The sequence below is a fragment of the Haemophilus sp. 27098_8_127 genome, assembly GCF_041433495.1.
Classification (GTDB): Bacteria; Pseudomonadota; Gammaproteobacteria; order Enterobacterales; family Pasteurellaceae; genus Haemophilus_D.
Genome location: NZ_JAPWBP010000002.1, coordinates 82,137 through 100,824 on the forward strand (window position 1 = coordinate 82,137; position 18,688 = coordinate 100,824).

22 protein-coding genes are annotated in these 18,688 nt (G+C 39.7%); 9 read left to right on the forward strand and 13 right to left on the reverse strand.

Features of this window, described 5'->3' with window-relative positions:
• Nucleotides 1–73 precede the first annotated feature (73 nt).
• The 5 genes from era to grcA all read right to left on the reverse strand — a co-directional run bounded on the left by era (nt 74) and on the right by grcA (nt 5,080).
• Nucleotides 74–988, reverse strand: a complete 915-nt coding sequence (gene era / locus O3746_RS02995) for a GTPase Era (RefSeq protein ID WP_005695525.1) — start codon at nt 986–988, stop codon at nt 74–76.
• Complete coding sequence (rnc, locus tag O3746_RS03000; protein WP_005699979.1) at nt 985–1,668, reverse strand: ribonuclease III; 684 nt, start codon at nt 1,666–1,668, stop codon at nt 985–987. Before rnc ends, era begins: the two co-directional genes overlap by 4 nt.
• Nucleotide 1,669: 1 nt before the next feature.
• A complete protein-coding gene (gene lepB / locus O3746_RS03005; RefSeq protein WP_290990986.1) occupies nt 1,670–2,719 on the reverse strand; it encodes a signal peptidase I in 1,050 nt (349 codons plus the stop codon).
• A gap of 12 nt (nt 2,720–2,731) precedes the next feature.
• The gene (gene lepA, locus O3746_RS03010; protein WP_032827441.1) at nt 2,732–4,528 is read right to left on the reverse strand and encodes a translation elongation factor 4; all 1,797 of its coding nucleotides are present in this window, start codon (nt 4,526–4,528) and stop codon (nt 2,732–2,734) included.
• A gap of 168 nt (nt 4,529–4,696) precedes the next feature.
• Entirely contained in the window at nt 4,697–5,080 is a 384-nt protein-coding gene (gene grcA, locus O3746_RS03015) for an autonomous glycyl radical cofactor GrcA (RefSeq protein WP_005697846.1), read from the reverse strand.
• A 248-nt stretch (nt 5,081–5,328) separates the two neighbouring features.
• On the opposite strand from grcA, the gene ung reads away from it, so the two are divergent.
• Nucleotides 5,329–6,003 (forward strand): uracil-DNA glycosylase, encoded by a 675-nt coding sequence (gene ung, locus O3746_RS03020; protein WP_258172059.1) that lies wholly within the window; start codon nt 5,329–5,331, stop codon nt 6,001–6,003.
• Here the strand turns inward: ung and tadA are convergent.
• The 6 genes from tadA to ampD all read right to left on the reverse strand — a co-directional run bounded on the left by tadA (nt 6,000) and on the right by ampD (nt 10,643).
• On the reverse strand, nt 6,000–6,518 hold the full coding sequence (gene tadA / locus O3746_RS03025; RefSeq protein ID WP_152682592.1) for a tRNA adenosine(34) deaminase TadA: 519 nt from the start codon (nt 6,516–6,518) through the stop codon (nt 6,000–6,002). The two genes, ung and tadA, sit on opposite strands and share 4 nt — an antisense overlap.
• A gap of 9 nt (nt 6,519–6,527) precedes the next feature.
• On the reverse strand, nt 6,528–7,379 hold the full coding sequence (locus O3746_RS03030) for a thymidylate synthase (RefSeq protein ID WP_049384516.1): 852 nt from the start codon (nt 7,377–7,379) through the stop codon (nt 6,528–6,530).
• Between the two features lie 13 nt (nt 7,380–7,392).
• Nucleotides 7,393–8,199 carry a prolipoprotein diacylglyceryl transferase gene (gene lgt, locus O3746_RS03035; RefSeq protein ID WP_049384517.1) on the reverse strand — a complete coding sequence of 269 codons (807 nt, stop codon included), beginning with the start codon at nt 8,197–8,199 and terminating at the stop codon, nt 7,393–7,395.
• An 8-nt stretch (nt 8,200–8,207) separates the two neighbouring features.
• On the reverse strand, nt 8,208–9,002 hold the full coding sequence (locus O3746_RS03040; RefSeq protein ID WP_070590495.1) for a sulfite exporter TauE/SafE family protein: 795 nt from the start codon (nt 9,000–9,002) through the stop codon (nt 8,208–8,210).
• Nucleotides 9,002–9,595, reverse strand: a complete 594-nt coding sequence (gene rppH, locus O3746_RS03045) for an RNA pyrophosphohydrolase (protein ID WP_049384519.1) — start codon at nt 9,593–9,595, stop codon at nt 9,002–9,004. The genes O3746_RS03040 and rppH overlap by 1 nt, the downstream gene beginning before the upstream one ends.
• A 484-nt stretch (nt 9,596–10,079) precedes the next feature.
• Nucleotides 10,080–10,643 (reverse strand): 1,6-anhydro-N-acetylmuramyl-L-alanine amidase AmpD, encoded by a 564-nt coding sequence (ampD, locus tag O3746_RS03050; protein WP_049371639.1) that lies wholly within the window; start codon nt 10,641–10,643, stop codon nt 10,080–10,082.
• A 142-nt stretch (nt 10,644–10,785) separates the two neighbouring features.
• On the opposite strand from ampD, the gene O3746_RS03055 reads away from it, so the two are divergent.
• The 8 genes from O3746_RS03055 (at nt 10,786) to rhlB (ending at nt 17,054) form a co-directional block, all read left to right on the forward strand.
• Entirely contained in the window at nt 10,786–11,229 is a 444-nt protein-coding gene (locus O3746_RS03055; protein WP_049369499.1) for a prepilin-type N-terminal cleavage/methylation domain-containing protein, read from the forward strand.
• Nucleotides 11,230–11,235: 6 nt separating this feature from the next.
• Nucleotides 11,236–12,615: a GspE/PulE family protein gene (locus tag O3746_RS03060; RefSeq protein WP_371447782.1), complete on the forward strand. Its 1,380-nt coding sequence runs from the start codon at nt 11,236–11,238 to the stop codon at nt 12,613–12,615.
• Between the two features lie 8 nt (nt 12,616–12,623).
• Nucleotides 12,624–13,847, forward strand: a complete 1,224-nt coding sequence (locus O3746_RS03065; protein ID WP_197546950.1) for a type II secretion system F family protein — start codon at nt 12,624–12,626, stop codon at nt 13,845–13,847.
• Nucleotides 13,844–14,521, forward strand: coding sequence for an A24 family peptidase (locus tag O3746_RS03070; RefSeq protein ID WP_314789102.1), 678 nt, complete (start codon nt 13,844–13,846; stop codon nt 14,519–14,521). The genes O3746_RS03065 and O3746_RS03070 overlap by 4 nt, the downstream gene beginning before the upstream one ends.
• 86 nt (nt 14,522–14,607) lie before the next feature.
• Nucleotides 14,608–15,228, forward strand: coding sequence for a dephospho-CoA kinase (gene coaE, locus O3746_RS03075; RefSeq protein WP_314789103.1), 621 nt, complete (start codon nt 14,608–14,610; stop codon nt 15,226–15,228).
• The gene (yacG, locus tag O3746_RS03080; RefSeq protein ID WP_314789104.1) at nt 15,221–15,427 is read left to right on the forward strand and encodes a DNA gyrase inhibitor YacG; all 207 of its coding nucleotides are present in this window, start codon (nt 15,221–15,223) and stop codon (nt 15,425–15,427) included. Before coaE ends, yacG begins: the two co-directional genes overlap by 8 nt.
• Nucleotides 15,424–15,705: a GNAT family N-acetyltransferase gene (locus O3746_RS03085; protein ID WP_314789107.1), complete on the forward strand. Its 282-nt coding sequence runs from the start codon at nt 15,424–15,426 to the stop codon at nt 15,703–15,705. The genes yacG and O3746_RS03085 overlap by 4 nt, the downstream gene beginning before the upstream one ends.
• 89 nt (nt 15,706–15,794) lie before the next feature.
• Complete coding sequence (gene rhlB, locus O3746_RS03090) at nt 15,795–17,054, forward strand: ATP-dependent RNA helicase RhlB (RefSeq protein ID WP_371447783.1); 1,260 nt, start codon at nt 15,795–15,797, stop codon at nt 17,052–17,054.
• Nucleotides 17,055–17,094: 40 nt separating this feature from the next.
• On the opposite strand, the gene mreD is transcribed toward rhlB, so the two are convergent.
• Nucleotides 17,095–17,583, reverse strand: a complete 489-nt coding sequence (gene mreD / locus O3746_RS03095) for a rod shape-determining protein MreD (RefSeq protein WP_049384525.1) — start codon at nt 17,581–17,583, stop codon at nt 17,095–17,097.
• The gene (mreC, locus tag O3746_RS03100; protein WP_371447784.1) at nt 17,583–18,647 is read right to left on the reverse strand and encodes a rod shape-determining protein MreC; all 1,065 of its coding nucleotides are present in this window, start codon (nt 18,645–18,647) and stop codon (nt 17,583–17,585) included. The genes mreD and mreC overlap by 1 nt, the downstream gene beginning before the upstream one ends.
• Nucleotides 18,648–18,688: the final 41 nt, after the last annotated feature.

Sequence of the window (18,688 nt, forward strand, 5' to 3'; positions counted from 1 at the left end):
ATCTCCTTGTTTTTATTAAAAAACATAAATATGTTTCTAATAATAGGACGGTATAGAGTATTACTCAAGTTTTTTATTCATCCATATAACCTAAACTTCTTAAGGCACGTTCATCATCCGCCCAACCGGACTTCACTTTTACCCAAAGTTCAAGGTGTACTTTATTATCAAATAAGCGCTCCATGTCAGCACGCGCTTCCATACCAATTGTTTTAATTTTTTGTCCTTGAGCACCGATCACCATTTTCTTTTGGCCTTCGCGTTCAACTAAAATCAAGCCATTGATTTCATAAGTACCACGCTCATTTACTTTAAATTGTTCAATTTCAACCGTTACCGAATAAGGTAATTCTTCACCAGTGAAACGCATTAACTTTTCACGGATAATTTCTGACGCCATAAAACGCTGTGAACGGTCTGTTACATAATCTTCAGGGAAGTGATGAACGCCTTTACGTAATGATTGACGAACAATTTTCTCTAATTGATGGACATTATTACCACGTTGTGCAGAAATCGGCACAATGTGAGCAAAGTTAAACTTGCTGCCTAAATCTGTAATAAATGGCAATAAATCATCTTTATTCTTAATATTATCAACTTTGTTGATGGCGAGTACGACAGGTGCTTTCGCATTACGTAATTTGTTTAACACCATTTCATCATCGGCATTCCAATGTGTACCATCCACGACGAAAATAATGAGATCTACATCCCCGATTGCCGAGCTTGCTGCACGGTTCATTAAACGGTTAATCGCTCGTTTTTCTTCAATATGAAGCCCCGGCGTATCGACGTAAATTTCTTGGTAGATACCTTCCGTTTTAATTCCCACAATACGGTGACGTGTAGTTTGCGCCTTGCGAGATGTAATCGAAATTTTTTGTCCCAAAATTTTATTTAACAGGGTTGATTTCCCTACATTTGGGCGACCTACGATAGCGATAAAGCCACAATAGGTCTCTTGTTCTTGATTTAATTCGGTCATTTAATTTCCAATGTTTTTAAGATTTGTTCTGCGGCCGCTTGTTCTGCTTTACGGCGGCTAGAACCTTTCGCAATAAAAGTGCGGTCAATATTGGGTACATTTTTTACTGTACATTCTACGGTGAAGGTTTGGCAATGGGCTTCGCCTTCAATTTTGATTACTTCATAGGTTGGTAAGGCAAAATGCTTACCTTGTAAATACTCTTGCAAGCGCGTTTTGGCATCTTTTTGGTTATCACCCGGTTTAATTTCGGCGAGTAACGTTTTATACCAGCTACGCACAATATCTGCTGCTTTATCAAAGCTTGAATCTAATGCCATTGCGCCAATTACTGCTTCAACACAATCCGCCAAAATAGATTCACGACGAAAGCCACCACTTTTCAATTCACCAGAACCTAAGGACATATAATCCCCAAGCTCAAAATTTCGTGCAATCATCGCCAGGGTTGGCTCACGAACTAATGTGGCACGCATTCTGCTAAGTTCACCTTCATTACAACGAGGGAATTGATGATAAAGCGCATCTGCGATGACATAATTGAGAATTGAATCACCTAGAAATTCTAGGCGTTCATTATGTTGAGTGGAGGCACTGCGGTGTGTCAGTGCCAATTTTAAATTTTTTAGATCGGAAAATTGATAACCAATTTTTCGTTCTAGTCGATCTAAATGATTCATATTAATTAATTTTTGTAAAGAAACGGTCTAAACGGAAGCCTGTTGGCCACTCATTTGGTTCTTTTTCTAAACTCATCCAAATATAAGTGGCTTTACCCACGATATTTTTTTCAGGTACAAATCCCCAAAAACGGCTGTCATCACTATGATCACGGTTATCCCCCATCACAAAATATTGCCCTTCAGGCACAATCCATTCTGCAGTAGGTAAACCTTCTTGTGGATAGAATTCAATCCCCGAATAACGACGCATTGGCTCCACTAAAATACTGTGTGTCACGTCACCGATTTCCAAATATTCCACTTGCGTTGGGAATGCTGGATTTGTGGGTTCTTGTTTATATTCAAACGCTTTAGTTTGGCAATCTACTTCGCAAGGTTTGCCATCTTTGCCATAAACCAGTGTTAAAGCACTTTTTTCAACATCAAGGATAATGCGGTCACCGCCTTTCCCTATAATACGTTTAATGTAATCTACACCAGACATATTGTTTTTAGATGTTAACGCAAGATTTTCAGCATAAGCCGCTCGTGTTGCCCCTAAACTTGTACGAAGTAACGCTTGCTCCGGTGCTTTAAACACAATTACATCACCACGTTCTGGTTTCTTACCTTCAATAATCGTATTTTGGAAAATGGGGTCTTTAATACCATAAGTATATTTATTAACAACGAGAAAATCCCCTACGCGCAACGTCGCTTCCATTGATCCTGATGGAATCTGAAACGGCTCAAAAATAAATGAACGTACAAAAAACACCACGGATAACACGGGGAAAAGCGAAGAAATAAATTCTGAACCTTCTGAAATAGGCTCAATTTTCGCTTTTTCTTCATCCGTTAATGCTTTGCCTGAGCGTTGTTCTGCGCGTGCGATTTGACGACGACGTCTCGGCATCACAGCAAAGCGGTGATAGCACCATAAAATGCCGGAAAGTGCGGTCAAAATCAGCAACAAAATACTGAATGTGTTAGGTAGTTGGAAATAATCTAACGCTTTCCAACCGGCAAAGCCTACGGCTAACAACAGAATAAAAAATACATTCGACATTGCTCTACTTTCCTATTTATCTTTACCTACATGTAAGATCGCTAAAAACGCTTCTTGCGGCACTTCCACGTTACCTAAAGATTTCATTCGTTTTTTACCTTCTTTCTGTTTCTGTAAGAGTTTTTTCTTACGGCTCACGTCACCACCATAACATTTTGCTAATACGTTTTTACGCAATTGTTTTACCGTTGAACGAGCAATAATGTGGTTACCAATCGCTGCTTGGATCGCGATATCAAATTGTTGACGTGGAATAAGCTCGCGCATTTTTTCAACTAACTCACGACCACGATAAGGCGCATTATCTTTGTGAACAATTAACGCTAACGCATCAACACGATCACCGTTGATCATTATATCCACGCGCACCATGTCTGCCGCTTGGAAACGTTTGAAACCATAATCCAAAGAGGCATAACCGCGAGAAGTTGATTTCAAGCGATCGAAGAAATCTAATACTACTTCGCCCATTGGGATTTCATAAGTTAATGCAATTTGGTTACCGTGATACACCATATTGGTTTGTACGCCACGTTTTTCCACACAAAGGGTAATCACGTTACCTAGGAATTCCTGTGGTACCAACATATTACATTCCGCAATGGGCTCGCGAATTTCCGCAATATTATTTAACGGTGGCAGTTTTGATGGACTGTCCACATAAACTACTTCACCATTGGTCATTTCGACTTCATAAATTACAGTTGGTGCCGTGGTAATCAAATCAAGATCGTATTCACGCTCTAAACGCTCTTGAATGATCTCCATGTGTAAAAGCCCCAAGAAACCACAACGGAAACCAAAACCTAAAGCCGTCGAGTTTTCTGGCTCATAGAAAAGTGATGCATCATTTAGGCTTAATTTACCCAACGCATCACGGAAAGCTTCATAATCGTCAGAGCTAACAGGGAATAAACCAGCATAAACCTGCGGTTTTACTTTCTTAAAGCCTGGCAATACATGACTTGCCGGATTGTGTTGATGGGTTAAGGTATCCCCTACTGGGGCCCCTAAAATATCTTTAATCGCACAAACAACCCAACCTACTTCGCCGGTATTTAATACTGTTGTATCCACTTGTTTTGGCGTGAAAATACCTAGACGATCGACGTTGTAAGCTTGCCCAGTGGACATTACTTTGATTTTGTCACCTTTACGCAACACACCATTCTTAATACGAACTAATGACACCACGCCTAAATAATTATCGAACCAAGAGTCAATAATCAACGCTTGTAACGGTGCATCAGGATCACCTTCTGGTGCAGGAATTTTCGCAACAATTTCTTCTAATACATCTTCAATACCTACACCGGTTTTCGCCGAACAACGTACCGCTTCCATCGCATCAATACCCACGATGTCTTCAATTTCTTCTGCAACACGTTCAGGATCCGCTGCTGGCAAGTCGATTTTATTTAAAATCGGCACGACTTCTAAATCCATTTCAATGGCGGTGTAGCAGTTTGCCAAGGTTTGTGCTTCTACGCCTTGTCCTGCATCCACAACTAATAATGCCCCTTCACAAGCTGCAAGAGAGCGCGATACTTCATAAGAGAAGTCCACGTGCCCTGGTGTATCGATAAAGTTTAATTGGTAAGTTTCACCGTTTTTGGCCTGATAATTTAAGGTTACACTTTGGGCTTTAATGGTAATGCCGCGCTCACGCTCAAGATCCATGGAATCCAACACCTGCGCTTCCATTTCACGATCCGAAAGCCCCCCACAGGTCTGAATTAATCGGTCAGAAAGGGTCGATTTACCGTGGTCAATATGGGCAATAATAGAAAAGTTGCGAATATTCTTCATAAATAGATTAGTTTTCTCAAAAATCATTAAATTTAACTGGCGGATTGTACCTGAAAAGCGCGGAAATCGCTAGGGATGAAAGGGAAAAGTGCGGTCAAATTTTCAAACCTTTTAGATAAAACAAAACCCCGAATTACTTCGGGGTTTCTTTTTCCATTCAAACTGAAATTATAGACTTTCAGTGAAAGTACGAGTAATAACGTCGCGTTGTTGTTCTGGTGTTAAAGAGTTGAAGCGTACTGCGTAACCAGAAACACGGATAGTTAATTGAGGGTATTTATCCGGGTTGTTTACTGCATCTTCTAAAGTTTCACGACGTAATACGTTTACGTTTAAGTGTTGACCACCTTCAACTTTAACAGTTGGTGCTACGTTTACCGGTAATTCACGGTATTCGATTTGGCCTAATTCGCTCACTGCTACTACTTGGTCTTCTGCGAATTCAGCTTTTGCACATAAACAACGAGCTTCATTTTTTTCGCTGTCTAATAACCAGAATGAGTTTAAAAGATTGTCATTTGCTGCTTGAGTAATTTGAATACCTTTGATCATAAAGTGCCTCCTAATTTGGCGGTTGTATATTTATTAAACTGTGCAAATTTTATCAAACTATTTGAAGAATTCAATTAATTTTGACCTAAAACAGGTTCTTTTTTCTGACTAATTTTTGAAAATTGATCTAGATTAAAGTTTCAGCCACAGCAAGGCCTCAACACACTCTAACTTTTAACAAACTGTTAACATAACTCGAATGAAGCCTTTCTAAGCAATTTCATTTATAATGTGCTCAAGCTTATCCAATAAGGAAATACAGAATGAAAACCTGGACAGATGTTATCGGTCAAGAGAAAGAAAAACCTTACTTTAAACACATTCTACAACAAGTTCATCAAGAGAGACTCGCGGGGAAAACTATTTACCCTCCGCAAGACGAAGTGTTTAATGCCTTTAAATATACGGCATTTGATGAGGTGAAAGTCGTTATTTTAGGACAGGATCCCTATCATGGCCCAAATCAAGCGCACGGTTTAGCTTTTTCGGTAAAACCCGAAGTGGCCATTCCGCCCTCTCTGCTGAATATGTATAAAGAATTGACTAATGATATTCCTGGTTTTCAAATGCCAAATCATGGCTACTTGGTGAAATGGGCGGAGCAAGGTGTACTACTGCTTAACACCGTACTAACTGTAGAGCGCGGCATGGCACATTCACACGCTAAATTTGGTTGGGAAGTTTTTACAGACCAAGTAATTGCAGCACTTAATGAACACCGTGAAAAAGTCGTATTTTTACTTTGGGGAAGTCATGCACAGAAAAAAGGGCAATTTATTGATCGCAATCGTCATTATGTTTTAACTGCCCCACATCCTTCTCCCCTTTCTGCACATCGTGGTTTTTTAGGATGTCATCATTTTTCTAAAACTAACGAATATTTAAAACAACATGGTTTAACTGAAATTGATTGGCAAGTTTAAGATTGCGACTCAACATCAAGCGGGAGATTCTTTTCCCGCTTTTCTTCCTTTTTCTGCTCTCGTCTTTTTTTAAAAAAATCACTCAATTTCTGACCGCACTTTTCTGCGAGCACGCCAGAGGTAATTTCTAATGTGTGATTCATTTTATAATCATCAAAGAAATGAAAGCGAGAACCTACTGCCCCCGTTTTATAATCTGACGCACCGAAGACTAAACGTTTAATGCGGCTATGTAAAATCGCACCCGCACACATAGTACAAGGCTCAAGGGTGACATAGAGTGTGGTATTGAGCAGGCGATAATTTTGAATATTTTGCGCTGCGTTACGCAATGCGACAATTTCAGCGTGAGCGGTTGGATCATTTTCAATGATAGATAAATTCCAGCCTTCACCGAGAATATTTCCTTCATCATCCACCAACACCGCCCCGACAGGAATCTCACCGAGTGCTTCTGCACGATCGGCAAGCATCAGAGCGTGTTGCATAAATTTCTCGTCTAAATCTGACCGCACGTTAAACGCCTAAACAGAGAAAGGATATTTGATTGGTTCGTGAGATTGATAGCCCACCACCTTGAAATCATCCATTGTTACCCAAGTTTCAAGATCTTCAAGGGTTTTAATATCAGGATTAATTTCTAATTGTGGTGACGGGAATGGTTCACGTTTTAATTGCACATCACGCATTAACTCTAGTTGGTCTTCATAAATATGCGCATTTACAATTTTATGATATGCCTTACCCGGTTTATTACCAGTAATTTGCGCCATTAATGCAAGGAAAGTAAAAACTTGAATTTGATTGAAGTTTAAGCCAAGTGGCACATCACAAGAACGCTGATAACTGGTTAAGTGCAATGTATCGCCCACTAAGGAAAATGTGTGAGTGTGCATACAAGGACGCAAACAACCCAAATCAAATTCGCCTGGATTGAAGAAAGTCAGGATTTCGCCACGATCATCAATACCTCGACTTAAATTATTCACAATTTTACGAAGTTGATCGATGGTTTCGCCATTCGGTTTACGCCATGCTCTACCTTGTACACCATAGACGCGGCCCATATCATCGGTGCCTTTACGATGTGGATTGGCAAGCCAAGCGGCATTTTCATTGGCATTGGCATCCCATGTTTTGGTGCCAAGTTTACGGAAATCTGCCGCATTATCATAACCACGAATATAACCTAAAAACTCCGCAATTGCCGCTTTCCAATAGCTTTTTCGCGTGGTAATTAAGGGGAATTGATTATTAGCAACATCATATTCTAAATCCGCATTAATCACTGTAAGGCAACGCTTACCAGTACGCTCATTAGCAATCCACTCACCCTCATTTACAATACGTCGGCAAAGATCTAAATATTGTTTCATAAAAAACTCCTTACTAATGAACCGCACTTTTCGAGCGATTGTATGCCCATGCCATAATTAACCCACCGCCAATAATCATCGGCAAACAAAGCGCTTGTCCACGTGTCATGATGCCTAAGAAAGACTCTACTTCGGGCTCACGAACATATTCAACAATAAAACGGAAAATCCCGTAACCAACAAGGAATAATCCAGCCACCGAACCCACAGGACGAGGCTTTTTAATAAAGACATTCAGAATAATAAACAACACGAAACCTTCTAAGAATGCTTCATAAAGCTGTGAAGGATGGCGAGGCAGCAACAATGGATCATTTGGGAAAATCATAGCCCAAGGGACTTCAGTTTCTCGTCCCCAAAGTTCTAAATTGATGAAGTTACCAATTCGTCCCATCCCTAAGCCAAATGGAATCAAGGGCGCCACAAAATCTGCCGTTTGCCAAAAGCTTCTTTTTTGAGAATAAGAGGTCCAAATCATTGAGATAATCACCCCAATTAATCCACCATGGAATGACATTCCCCCTTCCCAAACACGAAATAAATACAGCGGATCTTGCACAAAATGATCGAAATTATAGAAGAAAACATCCCCAATGCGACCACCTAAGAACACGCCCATAAAGCCATTAAAAAGTAACGTATCCACTTGATCGACTGTCCAACCACTATTTGGTTGATTGGCACGACGAACCGCTAGCCAACGAGCAAAGATAAAGCCTAATAAATACATTAAACCATACCAACGCAGCCCTATATTGCTATTACCAAAAGTAAAAATAGTCGGATCAAAATGCGGAAGCATCAAAAATTCTGAATTCATAACATTCCTTATTTCATAAACATATCAACTGCAATCGCAACTAATAGTAAGGCAAAGCCTTTTTTCAAGGTTGGGACAGGGAGCTTGGAGGTTGCGGTTGCCCCTAGTTTAGAAGTGAAGAATGAAGTGCCCGTAATACCAAGCACGGCAGGCAAATAAACATAACCTAGGGAATAATCTGGCATGGAAGGATTACCCCAACCACTCACCATAAAACTAAACATGCCAGATAAACCAAGAAGCGCGCCACAGAATGCGGAAGAACCGATAGATTTTTTCATATCAATCCCGCGGGAATTTAAAAATGGCACGATAAAACCACCACCGCCAACGCCTGCTGCACTTGATGCCATCCCAATTAAAATACCACCGATAACAGATGCTTGTGTTGTTAAAGGTTTGGTTTTCCCTGTGTTTTTCTTAATAGAAATCACCATTTTTGCCGCTAAATATACGACTAAACAGGCAAAGATTTTGGCTGATACATCACGATCAAGTTTGCCAATAAACAAACCAGAGATAAAGACCGAGATCATCACCATCGGTGCCAATACTTTCACGGCACTCCAGACTATATTACCTAGTTTATGATGACGCTGTGCAGAAGAAAATCCAGTAATCACAATGGTTGCAAATGAAGTCCCTAATGCGGTGGACATCAGCAAGGGTTCAGGTACGCCTACCATCGGCAATAAATAAACCAAGGTAGGGACGATAATTAACCCACCACCAATGCCAAATAATCCGGCAAGAAAACCAACAACAGACCCGACAAGTAAACAAAGTAGAATAAAAGTGAGCATTATTGCCCCCTTGATTTATAAAACGAACGTTTTTGATATTTAGAAGAACCATTTTTACGTGGCGCATGATAAGGTTTATTTGTCTCATGCTCTTGCGAATTTTCAAGCAATGTTTTTTCGTTTCCAAACATCACTTGGGCAAACTCTTTCATCGCTTTGCGATAAACATCTTTCTTAAAGGACACAACCTGACGTACGGGATACCAAAAACTTACCCAACGCCAACCATCAAATTCTGGTGATTTTGTTGTGTTCATATTAATATTTTTTTCATCCCCCACTAATTGCAACAAAAACCAACGTTGTTTTTGCCCAATACACACGGGTTTGCTGTCATAACGCAGCAATCTTTTCGGCAGCTTATAACGCAACCAATGTTTAGACGCGTAAAGCACCTTCACATCTTTGGGTTGCAAGCCAACCTCTTCATATAATTCACGATACATGGCTTGTTCGGCACTTTCATTATCGTTAATTCCCCCTTGCGGGAATTGCCACGAATTCTGCCCGTATCGTTTAGCCCAAAGCACCTGCCCTTTGCGATTACAAATGACAATGCCTACATTTGGACGGTAGCCATCAAAATCGATCACTATCGTTCACCTTAAATTTTGTACAAAAATAATTTGCAGATTGTTTCATAAATTCGCTTTTTTATCAACCGAATGGGCATATTTACCCTATTGTGGATAACTCTGTGGGTAACGCTTGGATAGTCTAAATTTAACTGTGTATAAAAATTAAAAACCGCTTTTCACACTTCATTTTTTTCATTTTTGAATAACCTTTAATCAAAAATTTTCCAAAAAAAATGACCGCACTTTTTCTCATCAAAGTGCGGTCAAAAATTCAGCCATTTTTTAGTTTAAACATTCCTGGCTTGGTGAAGAAATAACAGCTGTGAGTTATTCAATATTTCTGTGGATAAAATTGTGATTGAGCAAATGGTGACTGTTGCATAACTCTTCTTAGCATTTTACCATAGAGCTTTGAGGAAAAATTTTATCTTTAATTTCATAAAGATAACGCTTATTCACAGAAATCATCTTATTCACATTCAAGTAAAAATTTTAGTGGTTATTTTTCATCCAAACCTTTTTTGACTAACGCTAAATAGCGTTCCCATTCAAAATATTGACCTGGATCGATCTTACGACCAGGTGAAATATCGCAATGCCCAACGATACGATCGAGCGTTATTTTCGGATAAGCTTGCATAATATCTCGTGTTAATGCAGCAAGCACTTGGTATTGCTCCGCTGTAAAAGGTTGTTCATTACTGCCCTCTAGCTCAATCCCAATCGCAAAATCATTGCATTTATCGCGTCCTTCAAAGCAAGAAAGCCCCGCATGCCATGCTCTATCATTGAAACTAACATACTGTGTCACCTTGCCATCCCGTTCAATTAAACAATGGGCAGACACGCGAAATTGATAAATTTCCTCAAAATAGGGATGGATGGTTGGATCGAGTTTACCTTGGAAAAAATCATCTACATATCCACCACCAAATTGTTCTGGCGGCAAACTGATGTAATGAATGACGAGTAATGAAATATCCTCTACATCAGGACGTTCATCAAAATGTGGTGAAATCACTTTTCTTGCCTGGCTTAACCAGCCATTTTTTATCTTATTCATCTGTTTTTCTGCGATTAAATTTTATTTTTGCGATCGAGATCGCAAAAGAAGTGCGGTCAGTTTCACTTTCATTTTTCCCTTTTACACAATGTTGCAGCCAATCCTGGCATTTTTTTATTCAACCAAAAGGAAATTTAATTTAATGAAACTCACTTTTTCTAAACCTTTACATAAAGGTTTTACGTTAATTGAATTGATGATCGTGATTGCGATTATTGCTATTCTCGCGACGATCGCCATTCCGTCTTATCAAAATTATACCAAAAAAGCAGCTATCTCCGAATTGTTACAAGCTTCTGCACCTTATAAATCTGATGTGGAACTATGTATCTATAGCACCAATGCCCCAACAAACTGTTCAGGTGGCTCAAATGGCATTGCAGCAGATATCACTACCGCAAAAGGCTATGTCAAATCCATCACCACGAAATCAGGTGTGATTACGGTGACTGGAAATGGTGCATTGGATGGGATCAGTTATTCTTTAACGGCGACAGGCTCAACCTCATCAGGTGTTACCTGGACAACTGCTTGCCCAAGTAATGCTGATTTATTCCCTGCAGGCTTCTGTTCTTCTGCTAAATAGCGAAACATGGCTTATCAAGCAATCGCAAAAAATGGCGAGATTTATCATATCTCGCCACAATATTGGCAACAAAACCAACAGCAACAATCATTGCTGCTGCGTTACTTTGCGCTCCCTCTTAAAGAAGACGAACACCATTTATGGCTTGCGGTGGATTCGCTGAATAATCTTGCGGCTTGTGAAACCTTTGCTTTTTTAAGTGGAAAATTGGTTGAACCGATTTTATTTGAAACGACTCAACTCAAACAACTTTTACAATCCCTTGCACCTAAAGCCAATCAAATCGAAGAGCAAACCACGTTTTATCATCATTCAGAAGACGAAAGCACGGCTAATTTAGCTAATGAAGATGAACCCGTTATTCAATTATTAAACAGTATTTTTGAAACAGCCCTGCAAAAAAATGCCTCCGATATTCATTTAGAAACTCAGCCAAATGGGCTCTTAATTCGTTTACGTATTGATGGTGTGCTCCAACCGCAACCGATTATTAGTAAAGCGCTCGCCAATCGTGTAATTTCTCGCCTTAAACTCTTAGCCAAACTGGATATCAGTGAAACTCGGCTACCACAAGATGGCCGCTTTCAATTCAAAACTACATTTTCCGATATTTTAGATTTCCGCCTTTCTACCTTGCCTACGCATTGGGGAGAAAAAGCAGTATTACGATTACAACAAAATAAACCTGTCCAACTAAGTTTTGCTGAGTTGGGTATGACACAAAACCAACAAAGTCAATTTCAACATGCGCTCAGCCAACCGCAAGGTTTAATCCTGGTGACAGGCCCAACAGGAAGTGGAAAAAGTATCTCGCTTTATACTGCACTTCAATGGCTCAACACACCAGATAAACACATTATGACGGCAGAAGATCCCGTTGAAATTGAATTAGAAGGCATCATTCAAACTCAAGTAAATCCGCAAATCGGTTTGGATTTTAGCCGATTACTTCGTACATTTTTACGACAAGATCCCGACATTATTATGCTTGGTGAAATTCGAGACGAAGAAAGTGCATTAATGGCATTAAGAGCAGCTCAAACTGGCCATCTAGTGCTTTCTACCCTACATACTAACGATGCCATTTCAGCAATTTCGCGCTTGCAACAACTAGGCATTCAATCTCACGAAATTGAAAATAGTCTCTTATTAGTTATCGCACAGCGATTGGTACGCAAACGTTGCTTAAAGTGCGGCCAACATTTTAGTGATTCTTGCGATTGCCATCAGGGATATCGAGGTCGTATTGGTGTGTATCAATTTTTACAATGCGAAAACAATCGCTACCAAACTGATTTCGATTCACTTTATCAAAGCGCGTTAGAAAAAGTAAAAGATCACGTCACCGATCTCGATGAGATTCAACGCGTGTTAGGCAAAAAATAGGAGTATCTATGGCAAAACAAAAACTCTTTTATTTCCAAGCCTATGATCAGCGGCAACAATGGCAAAAAGGTAGCCTTGTTGCACAATCTAAACAAGCCGCACAATTTCTGTTAATTGCAAAAGGTTTTAGTCACATTCGCTTGCAACAAGATTGGCAACTTAATCAGAAACCGAAAAATGCAGAAATCAGTGCTTTATTGAATCAACTGGCTACATTGCTCAGTTCTGCCATCCCATTAAAAAATGCATTACATATTTTGCAAGACAACTGCACACAATTGGGATTGCACCAGTGGCTTAGCGCTTTAATTGAATTAATTGAAAGTGGTCTTCCATTTTCACAAAGCTTGGAAATACAAGGAAAGTATTTAAATTTTCAAGAAATTCAACTCATCCAAGTGGGAGAGATGACAGGAAAACTGGCGGAGGTATGCACCAAAATTGCAGAACGTCGAACGCAATCATTAACGCTTCAACGCAAATTGCAAAAAATTATGCTTTATCCTGCCATGGTATTAGGTATTTCGCTTTCACTTACGTTGATTTTATTACTCTTCGTTGTGCCTCAATTTGCTGAAATGTATGGTGAAAATTCCGCTGAATTGCCTACATTAACTGCCGTATTATTAGCTATGTCTCAATTCCTACAACATCATTTTGTTGCGTTAATGATTGCCTGCACTTTCGCTATTTTTATGTTGAAGATGGCATTAAAACATTCTCTTTGGCTGAATCAAAAAAAGAATGCACTAATTAGTCGCATGCCAATTTGGGGCAATATCATTTGCCTTTCTCGCCTAATCAGTTTTAGCCATAACCTCCAATTAATGCTTCAATCCGGAGTGGCATTAACGCCTGCATTAAATAGCTTCCTCCCCAAACAACAAACCTGGCAAACACAACGTACCTTAAAAGGCGATATCCTGCTACAACAAGAAGTGCGGTCAATTTTACAATGGGTTTCTCAAGGTTACCCTTTTTCTGAAAGTGTCAGTAGTCATCTTTTCCCAATGGAAGCACAACAAATGCTACAGATTGGAGAAAAAAGTGGAAAGCTTGCGTTGATGTTGCGTCATATTGCTGATAATTATCAAGAAAAACTCAATCATCAAATTGATTTACTTTCCCAACTTTTAGAGCCTTTAATGATGCTCATCATTGGTAGTTTAATCGGTATTATTATGATGGGCATGTATCTGCCGATTTTTAATATGGGATCCGTAATCCAATGATGACACTAGCCTTTTTCTTATTGGGTGGTTTAGCGGGTATCTTTGCTTGGCTTTATATCGATCGTTTTATCCCCAATCTCCAACAAGAAATTTATCAGAACTATATCGAACTTTATCCTGAAAATAGGTACTTATTTCACCGCAAAAAAGCAGCAATTCAATCTCAAAAGTGCGGTCATATTTTTCTTTATTTTTTAGGGTTTGGACTCTGTTTTGCTGTACTCTATTACTTTCTTCAGGATGAATTATTTACTTTATGGCTCGCGATTACGTTTAGTCTATTTTTTGTTATCAGTTGGCTAGACTGGCATTATCAACTGATTTCACCGACACCTTGCCTGTTTTTATTTTTCCTGGGTTTATTCGGCGCACATCAAGAATTTTCAATTCTGACGCTTTCTCAAAGTTTAGAAAGTGCGGTTAGTTTTTTCAGTGTTTTTTATATCATCTATCATTTGTCTAAATGGTTTTATAAGAAGGAAGCTTTAGGCCGTGGCGATTATTGGCTCGCTTTAGGAATCGGCGCTTATCTCACCATCGCACACTTACCACTTTTCTTATTCATTGCCTGTCTATTAGGCATCATAGTCTATTGGATTTCTCGTAAACCTGTTTTACCTTTCGCGCCCTTTCTTTGCATATCTTTAATCATCACCAGTGCAATAACCCTATAAATATACTATATTGGCAACATTGGAAAATATTGTGTTTAAAGGATAGATGCGAAGCATCCTATCTAAATCAAGTAGGAAGGAATATTATGACTTATATTGTGGGCCTCACTGGCGGCATCGGTAGTGGAAAAAGCACGATTGCAAATCTCTTTGTTGAACTTGGTGTACCCATTGTTGATGCAGATATTGTGGCAAGAGAAGTGGTTGAAAAAGGCTCGCCGCTACTTGCTCAAATTGCTGAGCACTTTGGTAAATCGATTTTGACTGAAGAAGGCGAATTAAATCGGTCTGAGCTACGAAAAAAAGTATTTTCAGACGAGAATGAGAAAAACTGGCTCAATCATTTATTACATCCCGCGATTCGCGAAAGAATGTTTGCACAGTTAAACAGTCAGAGCGCTCCTTATACGTTATTTGTCGTCCCATTACTCATTGAAAATAAGCTCACCGCGCTTTGCGACCGCATACTTGTTGTCGATGTAAAACCTGAAACTCAACTGGCTCGTGCATCATCGAGAGATCATAATAATATTCAGGAAATTCAAGCTATTATGAATGCACAAGTCAGCCGTGAAGAACGATTAAAATGGGCAGATGATATTATTTCAAATGATGCAAAATTGCCTGAAAACTTACCGCACTTAAAACAAAAAGTGCTAGAATTGCACCAATTTTATTTAAGTGAATCGAGAAAGAAAAATGTCTGATGAAATTTTTGAAGTCCCCTGCCCAACATGCCAAAAGCCTGTACCTTGGACACAGAAAAGTCAATTTCGCCCTTTTTGTAGCAAGCGTTGCCAACTCATTGATTTAGGGGAATGGGCTGCAGAAGAAAAAGCCATTCCAAGTGATACTGCAGATTTTGCCATGGACCCCAACCTCAGTGATGAATGGAGTATCAAATGAGTCTTCAGCATCACGATAATGGTGAACAGGGCGAGTTTTTCTTACTTGATGAGCAAGGGAAGAAAATCGCGAAACTCACCTATTTTTATGAAACACCCGATACCATTAATGCTAATCACACGTTTGTTGATGATTCTCTTCGAGGACAAGGTGTAGCAGACAAACTCTATCAAGCCTTAATTAATTTTATCCTGGCTAAAAAGCTCACTTTGCACCCAACTTGTAGCTATATTGCAAGAAAATGGGAACGAACCCAATCTGCTCAATCCCAAGCTTAAACCTGTTAATAAGCGTTTTATTTTTAAGGATATTTTTCCGGCTTCGTGCTATTCTTAGCCCCATTTATTTCTAAGAACCATTATTTATCATGCAAGAAAATTATTTAAGTCAGCTGCGCTTTGCTGATCTTCCATTACATCCTATCGTAAAAAAAGCCTTACAAGACAAGGGATTTGAGTACTGTACCCCTATTCAAGCCTTATCATTACCTATTACCTTGCAAGGAAAAGATGTTGCTGGCCAAGCGCAAACTGGCACGGGTAAAACGATGGCATTTTTAACAGCAACATTTCATCACTTATTAACGCATCAACCTGATTTTATCACCAATCAACCTCGTGCATTAATTCTTGCCCCAACCCGTGAACTGGCTGTACAAATTAATAATGATGCAGAATTGTTAGCTAAAACAAGTGGATTACGAACCGCTCTTGCTTATGGTGGTGATGGCTATGATAAACAGCTCAAAGCTATCGAAGCCGGTGTAGATATTTTAATTGGCACTACTGGCCGAGTGATTGATTATGTTAAACAAGGTATTATTCGTTTAGATGACATTCAAGTTGTGGTACTAGATGAAGCAGATCGCATGTTTGATTTAGGATTCATTCGTGATATTCGTTATTTATTACGCAAGTGTCCTTCTCCGCAAGAACGCCTCACCATGCTCTTTTCTGCAACGCTCTCTTACAAAGTACGAGAACTTGCCTTTGAAGATATGAATTCCCCTGAATATATCGAAATTGAACCAGAACAAAAAACGGGACATCGAATTAAAGAGGAACTGTTCTATCCGTCAAATGAAGACAAAATCCCTCTCTTACTCACCTTAATGGAAGAGGAATGGCCTGAGCGTTGTATTGTCTTTGCAAATACTAAACATAAATGTGAAGATATTTGGGGTTATTTAGCGGCAGATGGTCATCGTGTGGGATTGCTCACGGGTGATGTGGCACAGAAAAAACGCCTTTCATTGCTCAAACAATTTACCGATGGTGAGCTTGATATTCTCGTGGCAACTGATGTTGCAGCGCGTGGATTGCATATTTCAGACGTGACTCATGTGTTTAACTTTGACTTACCTGATGACCGAGAAGATTACGTTCACCGTATTGGTCGTACTGGTCGAGCTGGCGAAAGTGGGGTGTCTATTAGCTTTGCTTGTGAAGAATATGCGATGAATTTACCGGCAATTGAAGAATACATTGGTCATTCTATTCCGGTCAGCCAATATGACCCGAATTCATTGATTAGTGATATTCCAAAACCTTATCGTTTAAAACGCAATCCTGCGCCTCAAATGCGAAATACTACAGCAAGAAAAACAAACTATCGTCGTAAAAACTAAAAAGAAAAGCTGATGAACTTTTTCATCAGCTTTTTTATGATTAATGCAATCCGACTCTTCGACGTGCAGTACGCATTAATAAGAAAACCCATGGCCATAACACACCAGATGCGATAGCCCCAAAGATTTCCTGCCAGTTAAAAAATGCCCCATGTAAAGAGAATTCAACCAAGAAAATAGCCACTCGAATGGCAAAAACGAAAAGAAGGACCAATAAACTTTGAAACCAAAGGGAAAGATTGCGCAACATTAAGTAATATTTGGAAACAAAATAGAAGGCGACAGAAAGCACTAATCCATGCACGCCTAGAATAGAGCCTAGCACAATATCCCATAAAACCCCGAGTAAAAACGCCCAACCAATGCTTACTCTATCAGGTAAAGCAAGAGTCCAGTAAAGCAAGACTAAAATCAACCAAGAAGGTTTAAAGGCTTGAAAGCCTGCTGGCCATGGTGCTAACTCCATCACTAATGCTACAACAAAGAAGCATAAAATGGTCGCCCATTGAAAAATAAAACGCCCTTGCATTAGTCTTCATCCCTATGTTCTTGTTGATCTGGAGAAACCGGTTCCTCTTGTTGAGGCATTGTGGTTGGAATTTCAGGATCCACGATTTCTTTTCCTGTATGCGGTTGAGTGCTATCCGCTTGGTCATCCGTAATCTTGGTTTTACTCACAGAATGTGTCGCTTCATGGGCTTGGCTTTCTAAACGTTGCTGTACTAAACGACGCACTTCTTCTGGTGACATGGATTTCACTTTCGACATATCAAGATTGCTCGGCCAGAGTAAAAGTAAATAACGTAAACGATCTAATTCAGCTAAAGGTTTCGCTTTCACTGTTGCAAAATAATTAGAACCATCGCGAGACACACTTTGTACGACTGCCACCGGATAGCCTTCTACAAAGCGACCGCCTAAACCGGAAGTCACCAATAAATCGCCTTTTTCAATATCCACGGAACGAGGCACATTATCTAAGGTAAGTTCATCAGAGTGTCCTGTACCACTCGCGATCACGCGTACATCATTACGTAAAACTTGCACTGGGATAGAATGGGTTACATCCGTTAAAAGCAAGACTCGGCTGGTGTTCTCACCGACAGATATAATCTGACCAATCATTCCTTTTTCATCAATCACAGGCTGACCAACATACGCACCATCACGTTCCCCTTGATTAATCACCACTTGCTGACGATAAACATCAGTTTCAGCAGTAAGCACTTCAGCAATTTTTTTGTATTCATCGGTCCGTAAAGGCGAATTAAGCAGTAAACGAAGACGTTGGTTTTCTACTTTGAGTTGATCCAATAATAAAAGATCAGCATTTTTCTCACGCAATTGCTCACGCAATACTTTATTTTCAATGAGTAACTTATTGGTATCAACCAAGTTGCTTGATACACCATCTAGAACTGTTCTTGGCCCATTCGCAAGGTAATACAAGCCTCCAACGGCAGTTTCCATCACATTACGAGCCTTCGTCATTGATGAAGTTTGTCCATCAACTAAAATGAGTGTCATCGAAGCAATCATTGCTAATGCGAGTCGGATACCTAATGGTGGTGCTTTACCAAAAATGGGTTTCATTCACTGTCCTAGGGTTAAAAGGAAAAGTGCGGTCAAAAAAT

Bases quoted from the DNA above. Each gene is read 5' to 3' on its own strand.
- yacG (WP_314789104.1), top strand. From the start codon at position 15,221: ATGTCTGATGAAATTTTTGAAGTCCCCTGCCCAACATGCCAAAAGCCT.
- rnc (WP_005699979.1), bottom strand. From the start codon at position 1,668: ATGAATCATTTAGATCGACTAGAACGAAAAATTGGTTATCAATTTTCC.
- O3746_RS03040 (WP_070590495.1), bottom strand. From the start codon at position 9,002: ATGCTCACTTTTATTCTACTTTGTTTACTTGTCGGGTCTGTTGTTGGT.
- era (WP_005695525.1), bottom strand. From the start codon at position 988: ATGACCGAATTAAATCAAGAACAAGAGACCTATTGTGGCTTTATCGCT.
- O3746_RS03065 (WP_197546950.1), top strand. From the start codon at position 12,624: ATGGCAAAACAAAAACTCTTTTATTTCCAAGCCTATGATCAGCGGCAA.
- coaE (WP_314789103.1), top strand. From the start codon at position 14,608: ATGACTTATATTGTGGGCCTCACTGGCGGCATCGGTAGTGGAAAAAGC.
- lgt (WP_049384517.1), bottom strand. From the start codon at position 8,199: ATGAATTCAGAATTTTTGATGCTTCCGCATTTTGATCCGACTATTTTT.
- lepB (WP_290990986.1), bottom strand. From the start codon at position 2,719: ATGTCGAATGTATTTTTTATTCTGTTGTTAGCCGTAGGCTTTGCCGGT.
- O3746_RS03030 (WP_049384516.1), bottom strand. From the start codon at position 7,379: ATGAAACAATATTTAGATCTTTGCCGACGTATTGTAAATGAGGGTGAG.
- mreC (WP_371447784.1), bottom strand. From the start codon at position 18,647: ATGAAACCCATTTTTGGTAAAGCACCACCATTAGGTATCCGACTCGCA.
- O3746_RS03060 (WP_371447782.1), top strand. From the start codon at position 11,236: ATGGCTTATCAAGCAATCGCAAAAAATGGCGAGATTTATCATATCTCG.
- O3746_RS03085 (WP_314789107.1), top strand. From the start codon at position 15,424: ATGAGTCTTCAGCATCACGATAATGGTGAACAGGGCGAGTTTTTCTTA.
- lepA (WP_032827441.1), bottom strand. From the start codon at position 4,528: ATGAAGAATATTCGCAACTTTTCTATTATTGCCCATATTGACCACGGT.
- O3746_RS03070 (WP_314789102.1), top strand. From the start codon at position 13,844: ATGATGACACTAGCCTTTTTCTTATTGGGTGGTTTAGCGGGTATCTTT.
- rhlB (WP_371447783.1), top strand. From the start codon at position 15,795: ATGCAAGAAAATTATTTAAGTCAGCTGCGCTTTGCTGATCTTCCATTA.
- grcA (WP_005697846.1), bottom strand. From the start codon at position 5,080: ATGATCAAAGGTATTCAAATTACTCAAGCAGCAAATGACAATCTTTTA.
- ampD (WP_049371639.1), bottom strand. From the start codon at position 10,643: ATGAATAAGATAAAAAATGGCTGGTTAAGCCAGGCAAGAAAAGTGATT.
- mreD (WP_049384525.1), bottom strand. From the start codon at position 17,583: ATGCAAGGGCGTTTTATTTTTCAATGGGCGACCATTTTATGCTTCTTT.
- O3746_RS03055 (WP_049369499.1), top strand. From the start codon at position 10,786: ATGAAACTCACTTTTTCTAAACCTTTACATAAAGGTTTTACGTTAATT.